The sequence below is a fragment of the Serratia sp. 2880STDY5682894 genome (genome assembly GCF_001537385.1).
GTDB classification, from domain to species: domain Bacteria; phylum Pseudomonadota; class Gammaproteobacteria; order Enterobacterales; family Enterobacteriaceae; genus Serratia; species Serratia nevei.
In genome coordinates, this window is record NZ_FCJA01000005.1 from 144,110 (window position 1) to 165,362 (window position 21,253).

At 59.4% G+C, this 21,253-nt stretch carries 20 protein-coding genes; 7 read left to right on the forward strand and 13 right to left on the reverse strand.

Annotated features, from left to right (window positions below):
• Positions 1-13: 13 nt before the first annotated feature.
• Entirely contained in the window at positions 14-1,099 is a 1,086-nt protein-coding gene (locus AWX27_RS13305) for a tartrate dehydrogenase (protein ID WP_060422746.1), read from the reverse strand.
• 82 nt (positions 1,100-1,181) lie between these two features.
• Between AWX27_RS13305 and AWX27_RS13310 the strand changes: the two genes are divergently transcribed.
• The 4 genes from AWX27_RS13310 (at position 1,182) to fbaA (ending at position 5,901) form a co-directional block, all read left to right on the forward strand.
• The gene (locus tag AWX27_RS13310) at positions 1,182-2,141 is read left to right on the forward strand and encodes a LysR family transcriptional regulator (protein ID WP_274534220.1); all 960 of its coding nucleotides are present in this window, start codon (positions 1,182-1,184) and stop codon (positions 2,139-2,141) included.
• A 313-nt stretch (positions 2,142-2,454) separates the two neighbouring features.
• Entirely contained in the window at positions 2,455-3,471 is a 1,017-nt protein-coding gene (epd, locus tag AWX27_RS13315) for an erythrose-4-phosphate dehydrogenase (RefSeq protein ID WP_004931582.1), read from the forward strand.
• A 70-nt stretch (positions 3,472-3,541) separates the two neighbouring features.
• Positions 3,542-4,705, forward strand: coding sequence for a phosphoglycerate kinase (pgk, locus tag AWX27_RS13320; protein WP_025160206.1), 1,164 nt, complete (start codon positions 3,542-3,544; stop codon positions 4,703-4,705).
• Between the two features lie 116 nt (positions 4,706-4,821).
• On the forward strand, positions 4,822-5,901 hold the full coding sequence (gene fbaA, locus AWX27_RS13325) for a class II fructose-bisphosphate aldolase (protein WP_025304179.1): 1,080 nt from the start codon (positions 4,822-4,824) through the stop codon (positions 5,899-5,901).
• Between the two features lie 219 nt (positions 5,902-6,120).
• Here the strand turns inward: fbaA and AWX27_RS13330 are convergent, their stop codons facing one another.
• Positions 6,121-6,789, reverse strand: coding sequence for a DUF1345 domain-containing protein (locus AWX27_RS13330; protein ID WP_048234646.1), 669 nt, complete (start codon positions 6,787-6,789; stop codon positions 6,121-6,123).
• Between the two features lie 205 nt (positions 6,790-6,994).
• Between AWX27_RS13330 and mscS the strand changes: the two genes are divergently transcribed.
• Together mscS and AWX27_RS13340 are read left to right on the forward strand one after the other, a co-directional pair.
• Positions 6,995-7,861, forward strand: a complete 867-nt coding sequence (gene mscS, locus AWX27_RS13335; RefSeq protein WP_015378992.1) for a small-conductance mechanosensitive channel MscS — start codon at positions 6,995-6,997, stop codon at positions 7,859-7,861.
• Between the two features lie 256 nt (positions 7,862-8,117).
• Positions 8,118-9,245 (forward strand): hypothetical protein, encoded by a 1,128-nt coding sequence (locus tag AWX27_RS13340; RefSeq protein WP_060422750.1) that lies wholly within the window; start codon positions 8,118-8,120, stop codon positions 9,243-9,245.
• Between the two features lie 97 nt (positions 9,246-9,342).
• Here the strand turns inward: AWX27_RS13340 and AWX27_RS13345 are convergent, their stop codons facing one another.
• The 3 genes from AWX27_RS13345 to AWX27_RS13355 all read right to left on the reverse strand — a co-directional run bounded on the left by AWX27_RS13345 (position 9,343) and on the right by AWX27_RS13355 (position 12,898).
• Positions 9,343-10,692 carry an MFS transporter gene (locus AWX27_RS13345; RefSeq protein WP_060422754.1) on the reverse strand — a complete coding sequence of 450 codons (1,350 nt, stop codon included), beginning with the start codon at positions 10,690-10,692 and terminating at the stop codon, positions 9,343-9,345.
• A gap of 171 nt (positions 10,693-10,863) precedes the next feature.
• Positions 10,864-11,895, reverse strand: coding sequence for a methionine synthase (locus AWX27_RS13350; protein ID WP_033635869.1), 1,032 nt, complete (start codon positions 11,893-11,895; stop codon positions 10,864-10,866).
• 25 nt (positions 11,896-11,920) lie between these two features.
• Positions 11,921-12,898, reverse strand: coding sequence for a DUF1852 domain-containing protein (locus tag AWX27_RS13355; protein WP_060422759.1), 978 nt, complete (start codon positions 12,896-12,898; stop codon positions 11,921-11,923).
• Between the two features lie 315 nt (positions 12,899-13,213).
• Here AWX27_RS13355 and AWX27_RS13360 point away from each other — a divergent pair, with 315 nt between their 5' ends.
• Positions 13,214-13,753 carry a DUF2058 domain-containing protein gene (locus AWX27_RS13360; protein ID WP_025160208.1) on the forward strand — a complete coding sequence of 180 codons (540 nt, stop codon included), beginning with the start codon at positions 13,214-13,216 and terminating at the stop codon, positions 13,751-13,753.
• 7 nt (positions 13,754-13,760) lie between these two features.
• Here the strand turns inward: AWX27_RS13360 and AWX27_RS13365 are convergent, their stop codons facing one another.
• The 8 genes from AWX27_RS13365 to yiaK all read right to left on the reverse strand — a co-directional run bounded on the left by AWX27_RS13365 (position 13,761) and on the right by yiaK (position 21,198).
• Positions 13,761-14,459, reverse strand: a complete 699-nt coding sequence (locus tag AWX27_RS13365; RefSeq protein ID WP_060422763.1) for an RluA family pseudouridine synthase — start codon at positions 14,457-14,459, stop codon at positions 13,761-13,763.
• A 142-nt stretch (positions 14,460-14,601) separates the two neighbouring features.
• Entirely contained in the window at positions 14,602-15,297 is a 696-nt protein-coding gene (araD, locus tag AWX27_RS13370; protein WP_060422769.1) for an L-ribulose-5-phosphate 4-epimerase, read from the reverse strand.
• Positions 15,291-16,151, reverse strand: coding sequence for an L-ribulose-5-phosphate 3-epimerase (locus AWX27_RS13375; protein ID WP_060422773.1), 861 nt, complete (start codon positions 16,149-16,151; stop codon positions 15,291-15,293). Before AWX27_RS13375 ends, araD begins: the two co-directional genes overlap by 7 nt.
• Position 16,152: 1 nt before the next feature.
• Entirely contained in the window at positions 16,153-16,809 is a 657-nt protein-coding gene (gene ulaD, locus AWX27_RS13380; RefSeq protein ID WP_060422776.1) for a 3-keto-L-gulonate-6-phosphate decarboxylase UlaD, read from the reverse strand.
• Positions 16,806-18,296 (reverse strand): FGGY-family carbohydrate kinase, encoded by a 1,491-nt coding sequence (locus AWX27_RS13385; protein WP_060422779.1) that lies wholly within the window; start codon positions 18,294-18,296, stop codon positions 16,806-16,808. The genes ulaD and AWX27_RS13385 overlap by 4 nt, the downstream gene beginning before the upstream one ends.
• Positions 18,296-19,591: an MFS transporter gene (locus tag AWX27_RS13390; protein ID WP_060422782.1), complete on the reverse strand. Its 1,296-nt coding sequence runs from the start codon at positions 19,589-19,591 to the stop codon at positions 18,296-18,298. The genes AWX27_RS13385 and AWX27_RS13390 overlap by 1 nt, the downstream gene beginning before the upstream one ends.
• Positions 19,592-19,715: 124 nt before the next feature.
• A complete protein-coding gene (locus AWX27_RS13395; protein WP_060422785.1) occupies positions 19,716-20,186 on the reverse strand; it encodes a NanQ anomerase/TabA/YiaL family protein in 471 nt (156 codons plus the stop codon).
• Positions 20,187-20,199: 13 nt separating this feature from the next.
• Positions 20,200-21,198: a 3-dehydro-L-gulonate 2-dehydrogenase gene (gene yiaK, locus AWX27_RS13400; protein ID WP_060422789.1), complete on the reverse strand. Its 999-nt coding sequence runs from the start codon at positions 21,196-21,198 to the stop codon at positions 20,200-20,202.
• Between the last annotated feature and the right edge of the window lie 55 nt (positions 21,199-21,253).

A 21,253-nucleotide genomic window follows, 5' to 3' on the forward strand; every position in this document is an offset into this window, starting at 1 on the left:
AAACCGGTGATGCTTAGCGTTGCAGCAGGGCGGCGATCGCCTGGCCAACTTGCTGGGTGGAGGCATCGCCGCGCATGTCCGGCGTGCGCGGCCCGTCGGCGATGATGTGCTCGATCGCCTGCAGGATGCCGTCGTGCGCCTGGCGGTAACGGGCATCGCCGTCGCCGAGGAAATCCAGCATCATCGCGCCGCTCCAGATCATGGCGATCGGGTTGGCGATGTTCTTGCCGAAAATGTCCGGCGCCGAGCCGTGTACCGGTTCGAACAGCGACGGGAAGTTGCGCTCCGGGTTCAGGTTGGCCGACGGCGCAATGCCGATGGTGCCGGTGCAGGCCGGGCCGAGATCCGACAAAATATCGCCGAACAGGTTGGAGGCCACCACCACGTCGAAGCGTTCGGGGTTCAGCACGAAGCGCGCGCACAGAATATCGATGTGCTGTTTGTCCCAGGCGATATCGGGGTACTGGCGCGCCATCTCCGCCACGCGCTCATCCCAGTACGGCATGCTGATGGCCATGCCGTTGGACTTGGTGGCGGCGGTCAGGCGTTTGCGCGGGCGCTGCTGCGCCAGCTCGAAGGCGTATTTCAGAATGCGGTCCACGCCCTGACGGGTGAAGACCGATTCCTGGATCACCATCTCGCGTTCGGTGCCTTCGAACATCCGCCCGCCGAGCGAGGAGTATTCCCCTTCGGTATTTTCGCGCACCACGTAGAAATCGATGTCGCCCGGCTGTTTGTTCGCCAGCGGGCAGGGCACGCCGGGAAACAGCCGCACCGGGCGCAGGTTGACGTACTGCTCGAAGTCGCGGCGGAATTTCAGCAGCGAACCCCACAGCGAAATGTGATCGGGCACCGTATCCGGCCAGCCGACGGCGCCGAAATAGATGGCGTCGAAGCCCTTGAGCTGCTCAAACCAATCGTCAGGCATCATCTGGCCGTGGTGCTGGTAGTAGTCGCAGCTGGCCCACTCGAAGGTGTTGAATTCCAGCGACAGATCCCAGCGCGCCGCCGCCGCCTGCAATACCCGTATGCCTTCCGGCAACACTTCCCGCCCGATACCGTCCCCGGGGATAGCGGCAATCTTGTAATTTTTGCTCATACAGAGGTCTCATTTGTAGGTAGGGGAGATTGACAACACTGTTATCCTATAATTGACTAACTGTTAATCAATCTCGAAAACGGTGAAACATAAAACACGAATCATGAACAATATGCCGATCCTGAGTGACCTGCGGGTGTTCGTGCTGGTGGCGCGCCGCGCCGGGTTTGCCGCCGCCGCCGAAGAGCTGGGCGTGTCGCCGGCCTTTATCAGCAAACGCATCGCGTTGCTGGAAAAGGCGCTGGACGTGTCGCTGCTGCACCGCACCACGCGGCGGGTGGCGATCACCGAGGACGGCGAGCGCATCTACGAATGGGCGCAGCGCATTCTCAACGATGTCGATCAGATGATGGACGAGCTGTCCGAGGTGCGTCAGGCGCCGCAGGGCATGCTGCGCGTGGTCAGCAGCTTCGGCTTCGGCCGGCGCTTCGTGGCCCCGGCGCTGTCGGCGCTGGCGCGGGAGTATCCGCAGCTGGAGCTGCGGCTTGACGTGTCCGATCGGTTGGTGGATCTGGTCAGCGAAGGGTTCGATCTGGATATCCGCATCGGCGACGATATCGCCCCTAATCTGATCGCGCGCAAGCTGGCGGACAACCAGCGCATCCTGTGCGCTTCGCCGGCGTATCTGCAGCGCCACGGCGTGCCGAAAAGCGTGGCGGAGCTGGCGGGCCGCGCTTGCCTGGTGATCAAGGAGCGCGATCACCCGTTCGGGCTGTGGCGGTTGCAGGGGCCAGGCGGCGAAGAGACGGTGAAGGTGACGGGGGCGCTGGCGTCGAACCACGGCGAAATCGTGCACCAGTGGTGCCTGGACGGGCAGGGCGTTGCGCTGCGTTCCGCCTGGGACGTGAAAGAGAACATCGACAGCGGCAGGTTGGTGCACATTCTGCCGGAGTATTTTCAGCCGGCCAACATCTGGGCGGTGTACGTTTCCCGGCTGGCAACGTCGGCGAAAGTGCGGGTGACGGTCGAATTTTTGCGCGACTATTTCCGTGAGCACTACGGCGAAACGGGGGCGGCGAGCGAAAATCCGCCGCGGCCTTGAGGCCAAAAATGTGCGCCAGATCATCTTATGCTCGTAAAACTCCCCTCCGTTACTTGTGGAACTGTTGCACCTGTTCCTTTTGCCAAAACTTTGGTTTATGCTCAGCTGAAGCGTTTCAGTTGAAGCACTCTTCGACAGAAATGCCGATGTGACGGCGGCGAAAAGCCGCTGAAGCGCGGGAATAATGCAAACGCGGCGATTCACAGCGGGCGGTGCGATCCACTACTCTATGCGGGTTAGTGAGACAACCAGTCAGCGCCGGCCCGGCGCCGGTGAGTCAGCCCGGCGGGGACGGCCCTTTTTCAGGAGCAGCATGACCATCCGCATAGCGATAAACGGCTTTGGCCGCATCGGCCGCAGCGTATTGCGCGCACTGTACGAATCGGGACGACGGGCGGAAATCTCCGTGGTGGCGATCAACGAGCTGGCGAATGCCGAGGGCATGGCCCATCTGCTGAAGTACGATTCCAGCCACGGTCGCTTCGCCTGGGATGTGCGGCAAGAGTGCGACACGCTGAGCGTCGGGGACGACGCGATTCGCCTGTTGCATCAGCCGGCGGTGGAGCAGTTGCCCTGGGGCGAGCTGGGCGTCGACGTGGTGCTGGATTGCAGCGGCGTGTACGGCAGCCGGGCGGATGGCGAAGCCCATCTGGCGGCGGGGGCGAAGAAAGTGCTGTTCGCCCATCCGGGCGGCAACGATCTGGACGCTACCATCGTGTTCGGCGTCAACCATCAGACGCTGTTGGCGGAACATCGCATCGTGTCCAACGCCTCGTGCACCACCAACTGCATTATTCCGGTGATCAAGCTGCTGGACGACGCCTACAGCATCGAATCCGGCACCGTGACCACCATTCACTCGGCGATGAACGATCAGCCGGTGATCGACGCGTATCACGCGGATTTGCGGCGCACCCGTGCGGCGAGCCAGTCGATCATTCCGGTCGATACCAAGCTGGCTGCGGGCATCACCCGTATCTTCCCGCAGTTTTGCGATCGCTTCGAGGCTATCTCGGTGCGCGTGCCGACCATCAACGTGACGGCTATCGATCTTAGCGTCAGCGTGAGCGCCGCGGTGAAGGTGGCGGAGGTCAACCAGCTGTTGCAAAAGGCCGCACGGGAGTCATTTCGTGGTATAGTTGACTACACGGAATTACCATTGGTCTCGATCGATTTTAACCATGACCCGCACAGCGCTATCGTCGACGGTACGCAGACCCGGGTCAGCGGGCAGCACCTGATAAAGACCTTGGTCTGGTGCGACAATGAATGGGGCTTTGCCAATCGGATGTTGGATACCACACGGGCAATGGCCGCCAGCGGTTTCTAGTACGGCGGCGCCGGCGTGACAGGCGCGCTGCTCAGGCAATTTTATAGAGATTCAATAAAGAGGGTTCACCATGTCTGTAATTAAGATGACCGATCTGGATCTGGCGGGTAAACGCGTACTGATCCGCTCCGATCTGAACGTGCCGGTAAAAGACGGTAAAGTGACTTCCGACGCGCGTATCCGCGCTTCCCTGCCGACTATCGAAGCTGCGCTGAAGCAAGGCGCCCGCGTGATGGTGACCTCCCACCTGGGTCGTCCTACCGAAGGCGAGTACAACGAAGAATTCTCCCTGCTGCCTGTGGTCAACTACCTGAAAGATCACCTGAAATCCCCAGTGCGTCTGGCGAAGGATTATCTGGATGGCGTCGACGTCGCCGAAGGCGAACTGGTGGTGCTGGAAAACGTCCGTTTCAATAAGGGCGAGAAGAAAGACGACGAAACCCTGTCCAAGAAATACGCGGCGCTGTGCGACGTGTACGTGATGGACGCGTTCGGCACCGCGCACCGCGCGCAGGCTTCCACCCACGGCGTGGGCAAGTTTGCGCCTGTCGCCTGTGCCGGCCCGCTGCTGTCCGCTGAGCTGGAAGCGCTGGGCAAGGCCCTGGGCAACCCGGCCCGTCCGATGGTCGCCATCGTGGGCGGTTCTAAAGTGTCCACCAAACTGACCGTGCTGGATTCCCTGTCCAAAATCGCCGATCAGCTGATCGTCGGCGGCGGCATCGCCAACACCTTCGTGGCGGCGCAGGGCAACAACGTGGGCCAGTCCCTGTACGAACCTGACCTGATCCCGAACGCGCAGAAACTGCTGGAAACCTGCGACATCCCGGTTCCGACCGACGTGCGCGTCGCGACTGAGTTCTCCGAAACCGCGACCGCAACCGTGAAGCAGGCCAACGAGATCCAGGACAACGAGCAAATTCTGGATATGGGCGACGTCTCTGCCGAGCGTCTGGCCGTTATCCTGAAGAACGCCAAGACCATTCTGTGGAATGGCCCGGTTGGCGTATTCGAGTTCCCTAACTTCCGTAAGGGCACCGAAATTGTCGCCCGCGCGATCGCCGATAGCGACGCTTTCTCTATCGCTGGCGGCGGCGACACTCTGGCAGCCATCGATCTGTTCGGTATCGCTGACAAAATTTCCTACATCTCCACCGGCGGTGGCGCATTCCTGGAATTCGTTGAAGGGAAACCGCTGCCTGCAGTCGTGATGCTGGAAGAGCGCGCTAAGCAGTAATTCAGACAACGGGAGGCGAAAGCCGCCCGTTTGTTTTATACCGCGCGGCTAATGCTGCGCGGCGTGAAAACATCGATTTACATCCATCTACGGCCGACGAAACAGGACAAAGTAACATGTCTAAAATTTTTGATTTCGTAAAACCGGGTGTCATCACGGGTGATGACGTTCAGAAAGTCTTCGCAGTTGCTAAAGAGAACAACTTTGCGCTGCCAGCGGTAAACTGCGTGGGTACCGACTCCATCAACGCAGTGCTGGAAGCCGCGGCTAAAGTGCGCGCGCCGGTCATCGTTCAGTTCTCCAACGGCGGCGCCGCGTTCATCGCCGGCAAAGGCGTGAAGACCGATGTGCCTCAGGGCGCAGCGATTCTGGGCGCCATCTCTGGCGCACACCACGTTCACCAGATGGCTGAACACTACGGCGTGCCGGTGATCCTGCACACCGACCACTGCGCGAAGAAACTGCTGCCATGGCTGGACGGCCTGCTGGACGCCGGCGAGAAGCACTTCGCCGCTACCGGCAAACCGCTGTTCTCTTCCCACATGATCGATCTGTCTGAAGAATCTCTGGAAGAAAACATCGAGATCTGCAGCGCCTACCTGAAGCGCATGGCCAAAATCGGCATGACGCTGGAAATCGAACTGGGCTGCACCGGCGGTGAAGAAGATGGCGTGGACAACAGTCATATGGACGCATCCGCTCTGTACACCCAGCCGGAAGACGTGGCTTACGCGTACGAAAAACTGAACGCCATCAGCCCGCGCTTCACCATCGCTGCCTCCTTCGGTAACGTACACGGCGTGTACAAGCCAGGCAACGTCAAGCTGACCCCGACCATCCTGCGTGATTCTCAGGACTACGTGTCCAAGAAATTCAACCTGCCGCACAACAGCCTGAACTTCGTGTTCCACGGCGGTTCCGGTTCTACCGACGCAGAGATCAAAGAGTCTGTGGGTTACGGCGTGATCAAGATGAACATCGACACCGACACCCAATGGGCGACCTGGGACGGCATCCTGCAGTACTACAAAGCGAACGAAGCTTACCTGCAGGGCCAGCTGGGCAACCCGAAAGGCGCCGATCAGCCGAACAAGAAATACTACGATCCACGCGTATGGCTGCGCGCAGCGCAGACCAGCATGGTGACGCGTCTGGAGCAGGCCTTCAAAGATCTGAACGCGGTAGACGTTCTGTAATCTTCGGCACCTGTTGCACGATGCAAAAGGCTCCCTGCGGGGAGCCTTTTTGTTTATGACAAGCCTGATAGCGTTGCCTGGCTTGCCGTTGGCAAAATATAAAAAATAAGGAAAATCAAGCCATTGATTTTCGGCTGATGACCACAAAGGAGGAAAAACCACGTTTTTTCCTCCTTTGTTGGTGAGTTAAAGGCTCCCTGCGGGGAGCCTTTTTCGTTTTCAGCCCAGCAGGCCGGCGCCGACGTTGATAGACAGGCCCAGGATCAGCATGTTGAACGCGAAGGAGATCACCGACTGCAGCAGGGTGACCTTACGCACCTCCGCTGCTCCGACCGCCACATCGGCGGTTTGTGACGCCACCGCAATGGTGAAGGAGAAGTAGGCGAAATCCAGATAGGTCGGCTCGGTGAGGTTACCGGGGAACAGCAGCGGCAAAGGATCCTGCTGTGCACCCTGGCGATAAAACTGGTGGGCATAGTGCATGGTGAAGGCGGTCGGCAGCAGCAGCCAGGAGACCACCAGCGTGGCACCGGTCAGCAGCAAATGCAGCGTCTTCAGAGAGCCGGCCACCTGTTTGGCGCTGCTCAGTTCAAACAGGATCGCGAGTAAACTGACCAGGCAACCGAGGCTGACCAGCGTCAGCACCATACTGGCGCTTTCATCCTGCCGCCGGGCGATCTGGCGAATGTGCTGCGGCGTGCTGATCAGCATCAGCCGCCAGAGAAACAGCAGGTAGAGCCAGGCCAGCGTATTCCAGCCGATCATCAGGCGCTGCAGCAGCGAAAGTTGGGCGGGCAGCAGCAGAAAGCACAGCAGCCCGGCGCCGACGGAAAACAGCAGCCTGGGCCGCACTTGCCAATAGTGTTTGAGCGAAGAGCGAATGTGCATGATTAACGGATCCCTTGTCGTGAAATGGCCAACGCGCTGTTCTCAGCATAGAAGAAGCGGCGGGCGGTTTCGGCTATTTTTAACGCTGACGGTTGGCATGAGCCTTTAATGTTGGTTACCCTTAGGCGGTGGTTTCCTACTGGCCGCCGAGGCCAGTGTATTTTTGCGAGTTTCTCCCGTTAGGGACTGAGTTAGGACGACACGAATGAAAGATTTGAATGTAGTAGACGGCATCAACGGTGCCGGCGACTGGTTGGTGAAGAACCAGGATCTGTTGATCCAGTACGCGGTGAATATCGTCGCCGCCATCGTTATCCTGATCATCGGTTCGATCGTGGCCCGCGTGGTCGGTAATGCGCTGAACCGCGTGATGAAGCTGCGCGGCATCGACGCCACGGTGGCAGACTTTCTGTCGGCGATCGTGCGCTACGGCGTGCTGGCGTTCACCTTCATCGCGGTGCTGGGGCGCGTTGGCGTGCAGACCACCTCGGTGATCGCCGTGCTGGGTGCCGCCGGTTTGGCCGTCGGTCTGGCGCTGCAAGGGTCGCTGTCCAACTTCGCCGCCGGCGTGCTGCTGGTGATCTTCCGCCCGCTGCGCGTGGGTGAATATGTCGATCTGGGTGGCGTGGCCGGTACCGTCGATCAGGTGCAGATTTTCTCCACCACCCTGCGTACCGCAGACAACAAAACCATCGTGGTGCCGAACGGTAAAATCATCGCCGGCAACATCATCAACTATTCCCGTGAACCGAACCGCCGCGTGGATATCGTGGTAGGCGTGGCCTACAATGCCGATATCGACGTGGTGAAGAAGGTGCTGGGCGACGTGATCGCCGCCGACAAGCGAATCATGCATGCCAAAGGCGTGACTGTGCGTCTGAACGAGATGGCACCGTCTTCCCTGAACTTCGTCACCCGCTCCTGGACCACCAACGCGGAATACTGGAACGTGTACTTCGATCTGATGGAAAACTTCAAGCGCGCGCTGGATGCCCACAACATCGGCATTCCGTTCCCGCAGATGGACGTGCACCTGTATCGCACCGAAGACGCTTCCGCCAAGGCGGAATAACAGAGAAGGGGGCCTTGGCCCCTTTTTTTATTGCCATTTTCCCCGTATTAGCCAGGCAGCCATTCACTCTGTCTCCGCTGTATCGATATTAGCGCCAAGCCGATATGCGCTTTCGGAAATTGCGGCCTGTGACAAACAGATGCGGGCGTAATAGCGAGAAGCTCAATAAGTCGCGGTAAAAACGACTTTTCGTTGTTACTGTTTCCTCCTCTGATACCATAGCTTCCTTGTGGATTGTCGATAGGAAAAGGATGAAATGAAAAGGGCTGTTATTGCCGCATTATTGAGCGTCTTGATCTCTGGATGCGGGCCAAAAGCATTGTCGCCTGAACAAATACAGCAGGTAGCCGATTTAAAGTCAGAGCTGGTGAGTACGGATGCCGAGATTGAAAACGCAGCTAAACAGCAGGACACGTTAAACGGCGGCTTGATTAAATCTCTGGTGATGGCGCGACTGGAAATTCTGAAAACGAACAAGGCGCTTATTCAGCAACGAATCAATGCGATCGAGTCTGGAGCAAAGGTTGAGGTTGTCACGAACCAGACGTCGCCAGATCTGAAGCTGGCTGAAAAACTCACCGCTGAATTGGCAACGCTGACTCGGGAAATATCGACCGCTAAACAAGAGGCCGCACAATACGATGGTGGTCTGGTGGGGTCGATAAAAAAGGCAACGATAGCCACTCAAGAGCAAAGTCTGGCGATGTTGCAGCAAAAATTGCTGTCGGCGAAATATGGCCTGGCCGTCCCGACGATAGCCCATCATGTAACATCAACCGCTTCAAAATCCAATCAGCAGGAAGATCCGGTGGCGAAAGACGCGTTGCTTCCGCCCGGCATTGGGCCGTTTGGCCTGCAAATGGGGTTAACGAAAAAGAACGTCGAGGACATGACGGGCGTTACCTTAACGGCAATACCGAATAGTCTTAATATTTATACTACGGAGGTCGTCCCCAAAACGTATAACGCCTTTGAAACCTACATTTTGCTCATCTCTCCCAAGGTTGGTTTATGCCGAATTCGCGCGCTTAGCGGTGATATCAATACGGACAGTTATGGGTTGGCGTTAAAGTCCAAGGTGAAGGACATTGCTGAATCATTGACCGCTAATTATGGCAAAGGAAAAGCCACTGATGTGCTGCTGCCGGGGTCGTTATGGAAAGAGCCTGGTGATTGGATGATAGGGCTGCTTAAAAAAGAACGCTATTTCGGTTTTGACTGGGAAGAGAAAAAAGATAAACCGTTCAAGAACGATTTGCAGGGGATTATGCTTGAAGCGACCGCCGTCAATAGTGGGATTGGGAGCGTTTATCTGCAATATGATTTTAAAAATGTCGATGAGTGCATAAAGGAAGCCAATGACAAGGAAAACAGTGCACTATAGCGGCACGCGCTTTTGAAAAATAACCTATAGGTTAAGGGTTTCTCATGAGAGGCCGAGACGCCATCGATGGCGTCTCGGCCTTTTCTTTTCCGCGAGGTCAGGCGCCAGCGGCCGGTTCCGCGAGCGGCGCGCGACGATGCAGGCTGAGGCGATAGAGCAGGAAGATAGCGACCGCGCCCAGCAGCGCCGGCAGCGCTAGCCAGAGGAAGAACACTTCCGCCGATCCGGCGGCGGTCATCATCCAGGCGCCGAGCATCGAGCCGACGATCGAACCGAAGCGGCCATTGGCCATGGCCCAGCTGACGCCGGTCACGCGGGCAGCGGTCGGGTAAAGGGTGGCGGAGACCAGGTTCAGGCCGTTTTGCGCACCGGCCACGCCGAAGCCAATCAGGAACACGACGGCGGCCAGCGTATAGACGTCGCCCATCAGATACCCGGTCGCGCCGATCACCAGCGCGGCACCCAGATAGGAGACGGCCAGCACGCGGTAGGGCCCGATCCGATCCATCAGCAGCGCCATCAGGATGGCGCCCAGGGTGCCGCCGAGCGGCACCATCGCCCCGATGCGCGAGGCGTGGGCGATATCGTAACCGGCGTCTTTGAGGATCGTCGGCAGCCAGCTGGTGAGCAGGTAGAACACGAACAGCGAGCAGAAGAACGCCGCCCACAGCAGCAGGGTGCGCACGGCGCGCCCTTCGATAAACAGGTGCGAGATCGGCGACTTGGCCTGTGCCGGGCGTTCGTCATCGACGATGGTGACCCCCGTCCAACGCCGGCCGGTGATACGCTCGACCACCCGACGCAGCCGATCGGCATGTTTGGCGTTGGCAACCATAAAGCGTACCGACTCGGGCATCTGCCAGGCCAGCAGCGGCAGCAGCGCCAATGGCGCAATGCCGCCGACCAGCAGCACGCCGCGCCAGCCGAACGCCGGGATGATCTGCCCGGCCAGCAGGCCGCCCAGGGCCAGCCCAGCGGTAAAGCCGCTCCAGCTCAGGGTGACCATCAGCATGCGGCGGCGCGCCGGTGAGTACTCCGAGCTGAGGGTAATGCAGGTCGGTATCGCGCCCCCGAGGCCAATGCCGGTGATGAAGCGCAGCAAGGTCAGGGATTCTATCGATTGCGTATAGGCCGAAGCCAGGGTGCAGCCGCCAAACACCAGCACCGCGACGAGCAGCACGCGTTTGCGGCCGATGGCGTCGGCGATCGGCCCGAACAGCAGGCTGCCGATCAGCAGGCCGAACAGCCCCGCGCCGAAGGCGGGAGAAAGCTGCGAGGGGTGCAGGCCCCACTCTTCACGCAGCGCCGGGGCGATATAGCCGATGATGGCGGTATCGAAGCCGTCCAGCAGGGCGATCAGGAAACACAGGGTGAGGATGAGGATTTGATAGGGCGAGATCCTGGCGCGATCGATAATTTCGCTGATGCGAGCGGTATCTGGGCTCATGAGGGTTCCACTGTTATTAAGCTGTTGTGGGCTGGCTGAGGGGCCGTTCAGGCCGCTGTGGCTGGCATCGCGTAGAAACCCGAGTATACACCAGAGGGGGGACGTTGCGGGGAGAGGGAGTCGATGATCATCGCCCACCGCAGGAGGCTCCTGCGGCAGGCGCTGGCGAGGTTATTTGGCCAGCAGTTCCCGGCGCACGATCTCAGCGCCCGCACTCAAGGCATTCAGCTTGCCGCTGGCGACCTGACGAGGCAGGGGAGCCATGCCGCAGTTGGTCGACGGGTAGAGTTTGTCGGCATCGACAAACTGTAGCGCTTTGCGCAGCGTAGCGGCCACTTCTTCCGGCGTCTCAACGGTATGATTCGCCACATCAATGGCGCCAACCATCACTTTCTTACCGCGAATCAGTTCAAGCAGATCCATCGGGACGTGCGAGTTATGGCACTCCAGCGAGATAATATCGATAGTAGACGTTTGCAGCTTGGGGAACGCCTCTTCATATTGCCGCCACTCTGAGCCCAGCGTCTTTTTCCAGTCGGTGTTGGCCTTAATGCCGTATCCATAGCAGATATGTACCGCCGTTTCACACTTAAGGCCCTCAACGGCCCTTTCCAGGGCGGCGATGCCCCAGTCATTCACTTCGTCAAAGAACACGTTAAATGCGGGCTCATCAAACTGAATAATGTCGACGCCGGCGGCCTCGAGCTCTTTGGCTTCCTGATTGAGGATCTTGGCGAATTCCCAGGCCAATTTTTCGCGGCTTTTATAGTGGTTGTCATAGAGCGTGTCGATCATGGTCATCGGCCCCGGCAGGGCCCATTTAATCGGCTGCTTGGTCAGCTGGCGTAAAAATTTGGCGTCTTCAACGAACACGGGCTTTTGGCGCGCGACCGCACCCACGACGGTTGGCACGCTCGCCTCATAGCGATTGCGAATTTTAACCACTTCGCGTTTCTCGAAATCGACGCCGCTGAGGTGCTCGATAAACGTCGTGACGAAGTGCTGGCGCGTTTGCTCGCCATCGCTGACGATATCGATGCCGGCCTGTTGTTGTTCAGCCAGCGACAAACGCAGAGCGTCCTGTTTCCCTTCGATTAATTCTTCATTCTGCAATTTCCAGGGCGACCACAGGGTTTCCGGCTGGGCCAGCCAGGAAGGTTTAGGCAAGCTGCCGGCGGTCGAGGTAGGGAGCAATATTTTCATAATAGATGACCTGTATTTAAGTGAATCAAAGCGCGTAGTGAGCAGACCATTGCTCAAGAATGGGCTTGTAGGGCTTGATAAATTGCTCTTCCGTAAATTTCCCCTGCTCAATCGCTAACCGGCTACGCTCTTCGCGATCGTAAACAATCTTGGTTAATGAATGATCCTGGTTATTCAGGCTTGGCTGATAGCATTGCCCTGCCGCCGAGTTGGCATTGTAAATTTCAGGCCGATAGATTTTTTGGAAGGTCTCCATCGTGCTGATGGTGCCGATCAGTTCCAGATCGGTGTAATCGCTCAGCAAATCTCCGGGGAAATAAAACGCCAGGGGCGCAACGCTATTTTTCGGCATGAAGTAGCGCACCTGCAGGCCCATTTTTTTAAAATACCGGTCGGTCAGCGAAACGCCGTCTTGCCGATATTCGTCGCCCAACACCGGATGTTGATTGCCCGTCCGATGATAGGTGTCTTTGCTGGACACGCTGAGGCAGATCACCGGCGGTTTGCTGAAATTCTCATGGTATGCGTTTGAATTGACGAAGTGCTTAAAGATATTGCCGTGCAAATCGCCGAAATCATCCGGAATGTTGAATTCCGCCGTGTTTTTATTGTGCGCCGGCAGCAAGACGCTAAAGTCGTAATCGCGCACGTAAGACGAGAAGTTATTCCCGACGATGCCCTCAAGACGCTTTTGCGTTTTTTTATCAATGATGTTGGTTTTCAGGATTTCAATCACCGGGAAGCTGGCACCCTTAACTTCAACGCGCATCTCAACCGAAATGATTTCAAGCTCAACCGAATAGCGGTCGGCCTTGGGGTTATCCCAATGCGCCAACGAATTGAAGCGATTGTTAATCATCACCAGCGTGTTGCGCAGGTTCTCCCGGCGGTTTTCCCCTCTGGCCAAATTGGCGAAGTTGGTGGTGATACGCGTACTTTCAGAAGGGTTATAATCTTCATCGAAAGAACTGCTCTTAATCGTAAAGGCAAAGTCTCTATTCATCGTCTTATAGCATCCTGTTATATGATATGAAGGCTGGATTTATCCATTTCTTTCAATGGGTTGTTTTTCTCTTTTTTTATTCAGCCGATTTCATATTGTCTGTCGTTAATGAGGTCTATTTTTGCCAGAGTCCCGATGGGAGTGAAAGAGACTTAATTTCATTACTACATGAGCGGTATTCATGATCTGGCGTTCGGGCCGGTTTGCCGCCGTTGCCCTGCGGCGCAAACCGCCAACGTACGGGCCGGCAACCTGGTGCAGCCTGAAAAATTACGGGTATAATCCCCCCATGACCCCACGGCTTCAGACACGAACATGACAAAACTCACCTTACAAGAGCAGATGCTCAAAGCGGGCTTGGTTACCAGCAAGAAAATGGCCAAAGTCCAAAGAACGGCTAAAAAATCACGCGTTCAGGCCCGTGAGGCCAGAGAGGCGGTGGAAGAGAACAAAAAAGCACAGCTTGAGCGCGATAAGCAGCTGAGCGAACAGCAAAAGCAGGCCGCGCTGTCCAAAGAATACAAGGCGCAGGTGAAGCAGCTGATCGAGATGAACCGCATCGTCCTGGCGAAAGGCGATATCGGTTTCAACTTCACCGACGGTAACCTGATCAAGAAAATCCTGGTGGATAAGGCGACGCAGACCCAGCTGATCAATGGCCGTCTCGCCATTGCCCGCTTGGTGGTCGAGAACCGCGAAGAGTGTGAATACGCGATTATCCCTGCGAGCGTCGCCGATAAAATCGCGCAGCGCGATGCAGCCAGCATTGTGCTGCACAGCGCGCTGAGTCAGGAAGAGCAGGATGAAGACGATCCGTACGCCGACTTCAAAGTGCCTGACGATTTGATGTGGTAAACCGCGTTCAGAACGGCGCGGCGTGACGAGCGGCGATCCGCGCTCCGCTGATGGGGTGCACAAAGTCCAGCTCGCTGGCGTGCAGCATCAGCCGCGGCGTCTGTTCGGTACCCGGCAGCAGACGCCCGCCATACAGATCGCAGCCTAAAATAGGGTGGCCCAACTGCCGGCTGTGAATACGCAGCTGGTGGGTGCGCCCGGTCTCTGGGGTGAGCTGCACCCGCGTCAGCGGCAGCGAGATCCCGCCCTCCGCTTCACGATAAAAACGCTCGATGACCCGATAGTGGGAGCGGGCGGGTTTGCCGTGGAGGGCGCAAATTGACATCAGCGGGAACAGCGCCGGATCTTTGGCGATTGCCGCGTCTATGACCCCTTCGTTATCCGCCAGATGGCCGCAGAGCAGCGCGCTGTACACTTTGCTGACGGTGCGCTCGCTGAACTGCCGGCAGAGCGCGGCGTTGGCGGCCTTGTTGCGGGCCACCACCATCAACCCGGACGTGCCGAAATCCAGGCGGTGCACCAGGGCGCAGCCGGGGAAGATCTGTACCAGCCGATGGTGTACCGAATCGAGATTCTGCGGATTCTTGCCCGAGAGGCTGAGCAGCCCGGCCGGCTTATTGATCAGCGCCAGATGATCGTCCTGATAGAGGATCTCTATTTGGTCATGGCATGGCGGGGCGATAAAGGTATCGGTGATCGTAGACATCGGGCGGCCGGCTGGAGGATGGGTGCGGATGATAGCGAATTTCGCGTCGATGAGCGAATGCGGTTTTCGCTACACTGCGCCTCATGCCCGTTGCACCCGATGCGGCAAAGCATCGGGTGCAACGGCTGGGGCCCCGGCGGACCTACTGCCCGTAGTAGGCGTTTTGGCCGTGTTTGCGCAGATAGTGTTTGTCCAACAGCTCGCGCTGCATGCTGTGAATGCCCGGCGTCAGCTGGCGCGAGAAAATGCCCATGTAGGCAATTTCTTCCAGCACCACCGCATTATGCACCGCGTTGTGGGCGTCTTTGCCCCAGGCGAAGGGGCCGTGGGCATTGACCAGTACCGCTGGGATAGCGTTGGGATTGATATCGCGCCGGCGGAAGGTTTCGATAATCACGTTGCCGGTTTCCAGTTCGTAATCGTGCTCAATTTCATCCTGGGTCATCAGGCGAGTGCAGGGGATCGCGCCATAAAAATAGTCGGCGTGGGTGGTTCCCCAGGCGGGGATGTCCAGCCCGGCCTGCGCCCAGATGGTGGCGTGGCGCGAATGGGTGTGGACGATGCCGCCGATATCGGCAAATTCGCGGTACAGCGCCAGATGGGTGGCGGTGTCCGACGACGGTTTTTTTGCCCCCTCGACGGTGCGGCCGCTGGCCAGATCGACCACCACCATATCCTCCGCCGTCATATGCTCGTATTCAACGCCGGAAGGCTTGATCACCACCAGACCGCGTTCGCGATCCACCGCGCTGACGTTGCCCCAGGTAAAGGTCACCAGATTATGGCGCGGCAGATCGAGATTGGCCTCCAGCACCTGTTGTTTTAACTGAGTCAGCATGTCATGCCCCCTTGTTGCATTTTCTGTTCGATCCAGCGGCGGGCCTGAACGATCTCGGCCACCGGCTCCTCGGCTTTTTCTGTCCACATCTCAATCAGGAATGCGCCGCGGTAATTGAGGCGCTGCAGCGTGCGAAACACCTCGACGAAGTCGACGCAGCCTTCGCCAAACGGCACGTCACGGAATTGCCCCGGCGAAGTGGCGGTGACCGGGTAGGTGTCTTTCAGGTGAATGGCGGCGATGCGATCGATGCCCAACTCCAATTCACGCGGCACGTCGTTGCCCCAGGCGCTGAGGTTGCCGACGTCCGGATACACCGTGAACCACGGCGAGGCCAACAGGGTGTCCCAGGCTTTCCATTTCCCGATCGAGTTCATAAAGGCGGTATCCATAATTTCCACCGCCAGCATCACCTGGGCGGCGGCGGCACGGTCTACCGCCCACTGCATGCCTTCGCTAAAGCGCGCCAGCGTCCCCTCGTCCTGCTCTTCGTAATACACGTCGTAGCCGGCCAGCTGGATCGTCCGGATACCGACATCTTTGGCCAGCTGAATGGCCTGTTCCATCACGTCGAAGGCGCGCTGTCGCAGCGCCGGATCGTGGCTGCCAAACGGGAAGCGCCGGTGGCCGGAGAGGCACATAGACGGAATGCGGATGCCGGTTTCCAGCATGGCGTCCACCAGTGCCAGGCGCTGAGCTTTGCTCCAGCTCAGGCGCGCCAGACGTTCATCGCTTTCGTCCACCGACATTTCGACGAAGTCGAAGCCGCAAGCCTTGGCCAGCGCCAGGCGTTCGGGCCAGCTCAGGTGTTTCGGCAGCGCTTTCTCGTAAATTCCCAACGGGTGCTGACGCATATCATGATCTCCAGATGTCATCGATGGCGGTGCGGAACTGCCTGGCGGCCGCCGGCGGATCGCCGGCCTCGGCCAGCGCGCGGCCGGCGATAAAGGCGGTGACGGCGATCTCTTTAAACAGCGGCAGGTCGGCGGGCGTGATGCCGCCGGTCACCGACAGCTCGATGCCCAGATCGGACAGCGCCTTCATCCGATCCAAATCCTGCCGGCCCCAGGTTTGCCCGCTGGCCTGCGCGTCGCGGCCGCGGTGATAGATCGCCTGGCGGATGCCGAGGCCGCGCCATTGCCGCGCATCCTCCAATGTCCAGCGGCCGAACAGTTCGATCTGGATTTCACCGCCGTGACGCTCGGCGACCTCCCGCGCGCTGGCCATGGTGGCCAACGGCGCGGCGCAGATCACCGTCATCCAGTTCGCGCCCTGGCCGAAGGCCTGCTCGGCCAGCGTCGCACCGGCGTCGGCTACCTTGAGATCGGCCACCAGCGTGTGCTGCGGACAGCGCTCGCGCAGCGCGCTAACCGCCTGAATGCCGGCGCTGATGCACAAAATGGTACCGGCCTCGATGATGTCCACATGGGGGCTGAGGGTCTCGGCGGTGCGCAGCGCCGTATCCAAACGGGTTTGATCGAGCGCCAGCTGCAGGCGCGGTTTCGTGCTCATGGGGCCTCCTTGTTGGCGGGCTGCAGATGTTGCAATGCAGCAATCAGCGCCTGATAACGTTGGTGTTTGTTGTCGTAAGCTTCGGCAGCGGCCGCATCCGGCAGCAGCCGCTCGATACGCGGCGCCAGCCGGTGCTGGGCGGCGGTGAAATCGTTGAAGACGCCGCTGCCGACCATGGCCGCCATCGCCGCGCCCAGACAGCCGGTTTCTTCCACCTGCGGCAGCTCAACCGGCAGGCCGCTGACGTCGGCGAACATTTGCATCCAGGGGAGGGATTTGGCGGGGCCGCCGGTCACGCGCAGCGCCTGCGCCTCAGGGAAACGCCGGCGCATGCGGTTAAGGTGCGTCATGTGGCAGAACACCACACCTTCGTAGATCGCCTGCACCAGGTGCTCGCGCTGGTGGAAGGCCTGCAGACCGTAGAAGCTGGCGCTCAGCCCCAGGCCGGCGTTGGAGCCATACAGGAAAGGGGCGAACAGCAGATCGCCGGCGGCTTTCGGCAGGGCGGCGACCCAGCGGTTAAGCTGGTCGTAGTCCTGCAGCCCCCATTGGTGACAGAACCATTCCAGGTTGGCGGCGGAAGTGGGGCTGGCTTCGTGCACGATGTATTGGCCGTTTTCGGCGTGGCGGCCATAGACAAAGGGATGATCGAAACCCTCGACGATGGCGTCGGTGATGCCGCTGGTGACCGACCAGGTCCCCATCACCGCATTGAGTCGGGTTTCGTCCTGCAGTCCGGCGCACAGCGCGGTGGACACCACGTCGAACAACCCGCCGACCACCGGGGTGCCGGTTTGCAGGCCGGTGATGGCCGCGGCGTTTGCCTCGATGCGCCCGGCGATCTCGGCCGAACCGACAATCGTCGGCAGGGCGGGCATGATGTCGCCGATACCCAGCAGCTGCGCCAGCGCCGGGTCATAGCGTCCGCTGCGCATCTGATACAGGTTGGATTCGGAGATATTGGTTTCTTCGCAGGCCAGCTCGCCGGTCAGGCAATAGCGCAGGTAGTCGTGCGCCATCAGCACGCTGCCGATGCGGGCGTAACGTTCCGGCTGATGCCGCTTCAGCCAGCGCAGCAGCGAGACCGGGTGCCCGGTCCACAGCGTTTGGCGCGTTTGCGGATACAGCGCCTGCGGCACGCCCTGCCGTTGCCATTCCTGCACCAGCGCCAGCGCGCGCTGATCGGAAGAGAGCATGGCGTTGCCCAGCGGCTGCCCCTGCTTATCCAGCAAAAACGCCCCCTTACCCTGCGCCGAGATGCCGATGGCCTGGATGGCGCCGGCGGCGACGCCGCTGGCGGACAGCACTTCACGGATCACGTCGGCGGCGGTGCGCCACAGCGACGCCATATCGCGCTCGGCCCAGCCGGGCTGCGGCGCGACGATCGCCAGATTGCGCCGCGCAACGCCGTGTTCATGGCCCCTGCGGTCGTATAAACCCGCCTTGATGAAGGTGCCGCCGCAGTCGAGCCCCAGCCAATATTCCATCATTCGCTCCTCGCGCTGTGGTCGCATTTATTGGGCAACATCAACGCCAGCACGGAGGCGATCGCCAACGAGGCTGCCAGGCTGTAGACGCCGACATCCTTGCTGAACAGGCTGATCAGGACGCCGACCATATACGGGCCGCAAAAGCCGCCGAGGTTGCCCAGCGCATTGATCACGCCGCGCGCGCCGCCGGCCACTTCAGCGTTGAATAATTTGGGCGGGATGGTCCAGAACACCCCGGCCGCCGCCTGAATAAACACGCCGCAGCCGACCAGCGCAGCGTAAGACCACCAGACGTGATCCTTCAGCAGCACCGACAGCGCCATGCAGGCGGCAAAGCAGGCTAACGGCAGGGCGACGAAGACTTTGCGCTTGCCGGTGCGATCGGAGAGGGTGGAGATGATCAGCATGCCGAAGATGGCGCCGATATAGGGCAAGATAGCCAGCAGGCCCACTTGCTCCATATCGCCGTGGGTCAGCCCTTTCAAAATGGTCGGCAGCCACAGGGTGTAGCCGTAGATACCGGTCTGGTAGAAGAAATTCACCAGGATCAGCTGCCACATGATCCGGTCGCCCAGCACCCGGCGCAGCGAGGCGTTGCGCACCGTTTTTCCTTTGATCAGCAGCTGTTCGTCGTGCAGGGTCTTCACCAGATACTCTTTTTCCGCCTGCGAGATCCATTTGGCCTCTTGGGGCCGGTTGCTGATGGTGAAATACCACAGCGCCATCACCACCAGCGAGAGAGCGCCCTCCACCAGGAACAGCATGCGCCAGTCCCAGGCGGTGATGATCCAACCCGACAGCGGGGCGGTGAGAATGCCGGCGATCGGTACGAACATGATGACGATGGCGTTGGCGCGGCCGCGCTCCTTATCCGGGAACCAGTTGCTGATCATGGTCAGCACCACCGGCAGCATGCCGCCTTCGGAAACGCCGAGGGCGAAGCGCAGGAACAGCAGCTGGTACTGGTTGGTGACCAGGCCGGTCAGTACCGAGATCACCGCCCAGGCCAACAGTGACCAGCCGATGAATTTCTTGCCGTTGCCGTATACCGCCAGCTTGCCGCCGGGCACCTGCAGAAACAGGTAACCGATGAAGAAGATGCCGCCGGCCAGCCCGGCCATCGAGGCGGTGATGCCGAGTTCGTCATCCATGCCACCGGGCATGGCGAAGGCGATGTTGACCCGGTCCATGTAAGAAATGATGCAGGTAATGAGGATCGGCGGCACGATCCTCAGCCAGCGGAGCTTGGGTATCGCCTGGCTTTGGCTGACGGAAACGGAGGCTGTATTCATAAGGACCTCTTTCGATGTTCGCTTTTTGTAGGGTCGGGCGTTATTGTTTTGCTTGATTTGGGCGCAAGGGCGCCCGCACAGGCCTCATGGACCGGTGTTGTTATCGTTACGGGTGTTGCGTCTATCAGGCGCTAAAAGACGCCAGCGGTATCTTCACCACCACCTTGCGTATCGCGCAGGGGCGTTGGTTAATGCAGGCCGGGCGATGCACGTCCTGCGGAAAAAATACCGCGAAGTTGCCGGGCCGCATCGTGAGCCAGGATTCGTCGGTCACGTCCTGATAAAACAGGATGTCGCGCTGTGCCAGCAGCTCCTGATGAATGACGTTGTCGCCGTTGTCCGCCGCTACGCCGATAAGCTCGGTACCGCTGACCAGAAACTGCACGTCGACGTTTTGCCGGTGTACTTCCGGGCGCAGCGCATCCGGCGGTTGGGTATGCAGATCCAGCACTTGCACCACGTAGCCGGTGGCGGGATCTTCATAGCGCCCTGCGGGCAAGACGCTGAAATCGGTGCGCTGCAAATAGGCGACGGCGTTGGCGACCGGCGCCGGGTACTGCTCGGGCGCGGTGTTGGCGATGTGGCCGAATATCATGATGATCCTCCCGTTACAGCGCCTGAATGCGCGCCCAAACCCGTTCGTCGACCGGAATGCCGTCGCGCAGGTTTTCTTCCAGAATGCGCGGGAACTTGTGGCCCGGCAGGCGAATGGCGACGTCGGGATTGTCCCGTTCGGCGCTGGTGACGTAATCCATGATGCGCTGCAGTTTTTGATCGCGGCTGTCGCCGTCGATCAACCGGTCTATCTCAATCGCGATGAACACCTGCGAGACGCCGTATTCATCGCGGTGATCTTCCGTCACTTCCGCCACCGAGGCACCGCCGGACAGCAGGGTGGCGATCATGTCCAGCACGATCGACAGCGCCGATCCTTTCCAGTACCCCATCGGTAGAATGCGCCGGTTCTCCTCGATGGTCGCCGGATCGCGGGTCAGGCGGCCGTCGTTGTCGAAGCCGCCGTCCACCGGCAGGGTTTTGCCCGCCAGCCGGTTCAGCTCCAGCGCGCCGTAGGAAAACATCGACATCGACATGTCCACCATGGTGATCGGGTTGCCGGGTACGGCGACGATCAGCGGGTTGGTGCCGATACGGCACGTTTTGGCGCCCCACGGCGGCATCACGGCGATCGAGTTAGTCCAGCAAATGCCGATATAGCCTTTCTCCGCCGCCTGCCAGCCGTAGCCGCCGCCGCGCATCCAGTGGTTGGCGTTGCGCAGCGCCACCAGGCCGATGCCATGATCGTCGGCTAATTGCATGGCGCGATCCATCATGCGGCGGGCGGTAAGGTTGCCGATGCCCTGGTGCGCATCCCATTGCTCGATCGCCCCCAGAGACAACAGTTTGCTGGGTTCGGCGTCTGGCACGATATCACCGGCGTCCAGCTGCTGAATAAAGCGCGGAAAGCGGTTAACGCCGTGGGAATAAACGCCGCTGGCGGTGGTGTCGGCGAACATGCCGGCGCAGTCATCGGCGGTGTGCTCCGCCACGCCGCGCGCCAGCAGCACGCGTTTGAATTGGTGTTTTAACTCGCTGTAACTCACTCTCATGCCGGATCTCCACCTGTGCGAATCGCCTGTTTTTGGTTCGCTAAATTTCAATATA

Excerpts from the sequence above, each read along its gene's own strand:
- AWX27_RS13340 (WP_060422750.1), top strand. The coding sequence starts at position 8,118 with ATGAAAAGGGCTGTTATTGCCGCATTATTGAGCGTCTTGATCTCTGGA.
- ulaD (WP_060422776.1), bottom strand. The coding sequence starts at position 16,809 with ATGAGCACGAAACCGCGCCTGCAGCTGGCGCTCGATCAAACCCGTTTG.
- AWX27_RS13350 (WP_033635869.1), bottom strand. The coding sequence starts at position 11,895 with ATGAAAATATTGCTCCCTACCTCGACCGCCGGCAGCTTGCCTAAACCT.
- pgk (WP_025160206.1), top strand. The coding sequence starts at position 3,542 with ATGTCTGTAATTAAGATGACCGATCTGGATCTGGCGGGTAAACGCGTA.
- epd (WP_004931582.1), top strand. The coding sequence starts at position 2,455 with ATGACCATCCGCATAGCGATAAACGGCTTTGGCCGCATCGGCCGCAGC.
- AWX27_RS13355 (WP_060422759.1), bottom strand. The coding sequence starts at position 12,898 with ATGAATAGAGACTTTGCCTTTACGATTAAGAGCAGTTCTTTCGATGAA.
- mscS (WP_015378992.1), top strand. The coding sequence starts at position 6,995 with ATGAAAGATTTGAATGTAGTAGACGGCATCAACGGTGCCGGCGACTGG.
- AWX27_RS13305 (WP_060422746.1), bottom strand. The coding sequence starts at position 1,099 with ATGAGCAAAAATTACAAGATTGCCGCTATCCCCGGGGACGGTATCGGG.
- yiaK (WP_060422789.1), bottom strand. The coding sequence starts at position 21,198 with ATGAGAGTGAGTTACAGCGAGTTAAAACACCAATTCAAACGCGTGCTG.
- AWX27_RS13365 (WP_060422763.1), bottom strand. The coding sequence starts at position 14,459 with ATGTCTACGATCACCGATACCTTTATCGCCCCGCCATGCCATGACCAA.
- AWX27_RS13375 (WP_060422773.1), bottom strand. The coding sequence starts at position 16,151 with ATGCGTCAGCACCCGTTGGGAATTTACGAGAAAGCGCTGCCGAAACAC.
- AWX27_RS13345 (WP_060422754.1), bottom strand. The coding sequence starts at position 10,692 with ATGAGCCCAGATACCGCTCGCATCAGCGAAATTATCGATCGCGCCAGG.
- araD (WP_060422769.1), bottom strand. The coding sequence starts at position 15,297 with ATGCTGACTCAGTTAAAACAACAGGTGCTGGAGGCCAATCTCGATCTG.
- AWX27_RS13395 (WP_060422785.1), bottom strand. The coding sequence starts at position 20,186 with ATGATATTCGGCCACATCGCCAACACCGCGCCCGAGCAGTACCCGGCG.
- AWX27_RS13390 (WP_060422782.1), bottom strand. The coding sequence starts at position 19,591 with ATGAATACAGCCTCCGTTTCCGTCAGCCAAAGCCAGGCGATACCCAAG.
- AWX27_RS13385 (WP_060422779.1), bottom strand. The coding sequence starts at position 18,296 with ATGGAATATTGGCTGGGGCTCGACTGCGGCGGCACCTTCATCAAGGCG.
- fbaA (WP_025304179.1), top strand. The coding sequence starts at position 4,822 with ATGTCTAAAATTTTTGATTTCGTAAAACCGGGTGTCATCACGGGTGAT.
- AWX27_RS13330 (WP_048234646.1), bottom strand. The coding sequence starts at position 6,789 with ATGCACATTCGCTCTTCGCTCAAACACTATTGGCAAGTGCGGCCCAGG.
- AWX27_RS13360 (WP_025160208.1), top strand. The coding sequence starts at position 13,214 with ATGACAAAACTCACCTTACAAGAGCAGATGCTCAAAGCGGGCTTGGTT.